This is a genomic window from Pseudomonas morbosilactucae (genome assembly GCF_023241715.1).
Taxonomy (GTDB): Bacteria; Pseudomonadota; Gammaproteobacteria; order Pseudomonadales; family Pseudomonadaceae; genus Aquipseudomonas; species Aquipseudomonas morbosilactucae.
On the sequence record NZ_JALQCW010000153.1, the window covers coordinates 1 to 1,611 of the forward strand.

The 1,611-nt window shown below is 63.5% G+C and carries 3 protein-coding genes; all 3 read right to left on the bottom strand.

The genetic code is table 11. From position 1 onward, the window contains the following. Window positions 1-68: 68 nt before the first annotated feature. A complete protein-coding gene (locus tag M1B34_RS33630) occupies window positions 69-1,115 on the bottom strand; it encodes a phage late control D family protein (RefSeq protein WP_268267430.1) in 1,047 nt (348 codons plus the stop codon). 61 nt (window positions 1,116-1,176) lie between these two features. After that, entirely contained in the window at window positions 1,177-1,383 is a 207-nt protein-coding gene (locus M1B34_RS33635; RefSeq protein WP_268267431.1) for a tail protein X, read from the bottom strand. Continuing rightward, window positions 1,358-1,611 (bottom strand): phage tail protein (locus M1B34_RS33640; protein WP_425273569.1); only part of this gene is annotated, 254 nt, incomplete at its 5' end. The genes M1B34_RS33635 and M1B34_RS33640, both read right to left, overlap by 26 nt.

Here is a 1,611-nt window from a genome sequence, read left to right on the forward strand (position 1 = left end):
GCGTTGGGGAGGATCTGCAGCAGCTGCTGCGCAGTGATGGTCATTGGGTCTTCTCCAGTGATGATGGGTTAAAGCTGCACAACCTTGAGCGGCTTGGTTTCTTTCTTTTTCTTCTTGCTGGCGGCTTTGGCCTTGCCCTTCTTGCCGCCGTTGCATTCCACCGTGGTGCTCCACCCGGACTGGGTGAACGTCTGCTCCACCGATTCGGCGAGGTACTCGCCATCGAGGCCGACCTTGAAGCCCTGGGCGTTAATGACTCGCTCGGCGAACAGATCCGTTCGCCCGGGCATCTCCAACCGCACGCCGGCGGTGCTGCGGTTGAACGCCGCCAGGCGGGCCTTAGCGGCCTGCTCGGCGGCGGTCTTGTTCGGGTGAATGTGCCGATCGGTATGCACGGGCGGCAGGCCGTCCGGCGACTCGTCGTTGCCCAGGTCTATCACCTGCAGCTTTCCGGTCTTCTTGTCCTGATGCTTGGTCTGCACCGCTTTGTGGGTGCTCTTGTCGCCCAGGCGGAACTGATAGCGGCTCACGTCACTGCGGCGGATGGTGACCACGCCCAGGGCCTTTCCGCTCGCGCTTTGCCCGGCCTGGCGCGGCAGCACCAGCAGCTTGCCGTCGGCCACCTTGGCTGTGCAGTCGTGCTGCTTGGCCAGGCGGGTAATGAAGTTGAAGTCGGACTCATTGAGCTGGTCGACCCTGGGCACCTTGGTGGTCACCGGGCACACTGGCGCCCAGCCGTTGCGCGCTGCCAAGTCGCGAACAATCTGCTGCAGTGGCACGTTCTCCCAGCTACCGCTGCGGGTGGTCTTGCCACTGCCACGCATATCACTGGCCTTGCCACGGATCTCGATAGTGTCGGGCGGCCCCGACAGCACCACCTCGTCGACGGTGTAGCGGCCCAGGCGGGTCAGGGCCTGGCCGCTGTACCCCATGAACACCTCGATGCTCGCGCCACGGCTGGGCAGCGCCACGGCGCCATCGCGGTCATCAATGCGCAGTTCGAACTCGTCCGACTCCATACCGGGCTTGTCCGAGGTGCGCAGGGTCAGCAGCCGGTCGTTGATCAGTGCGGTGATGTTCTTGCCGTCGGCAACGATTCGGAACTCAGGTTTCATTGCTCAGGCTCCAGAAATAGAAAACCCCGCACAGGGCGGGGTCGGTTGTTGATGTGGGCAATCAGTCCCAAAGCTGCACCGCGGCCTCAGCCTGGGTCTGCAGATCCGGCAGCACGATCAGCAGCCCAGCGCGAAATGGTTGCGGCTCATCGGCCAGCCCCTGGTTGGCGTCCAGCACCGCCTCGACGCTGCCGTTCAGATGCCCGTAAAACTGATGACAGAGGGTGTCCAGCAGATCCCCGCTAGACGTTCTGCAGGTCGTCGCCATAGCTCACAAACTCCAGTGAAAAGCCTTGTTTACGCGGGATGCCGCCGGCGAGCAGATGGCTCTGCTCCTCTTCAAGACTGGTCAGGCACCCAGTGCCCAGCACTTCGCCATAACCGTGGTCAGGCTCAGCGGCTGCAGCCGACGCCCGATACTGCGCAGCGCCTGCAACTGACCCAGCCCCGCCCTTGAACCCCGGAACACCGCGCCCTTGAGGGTGATCTTGTCGTC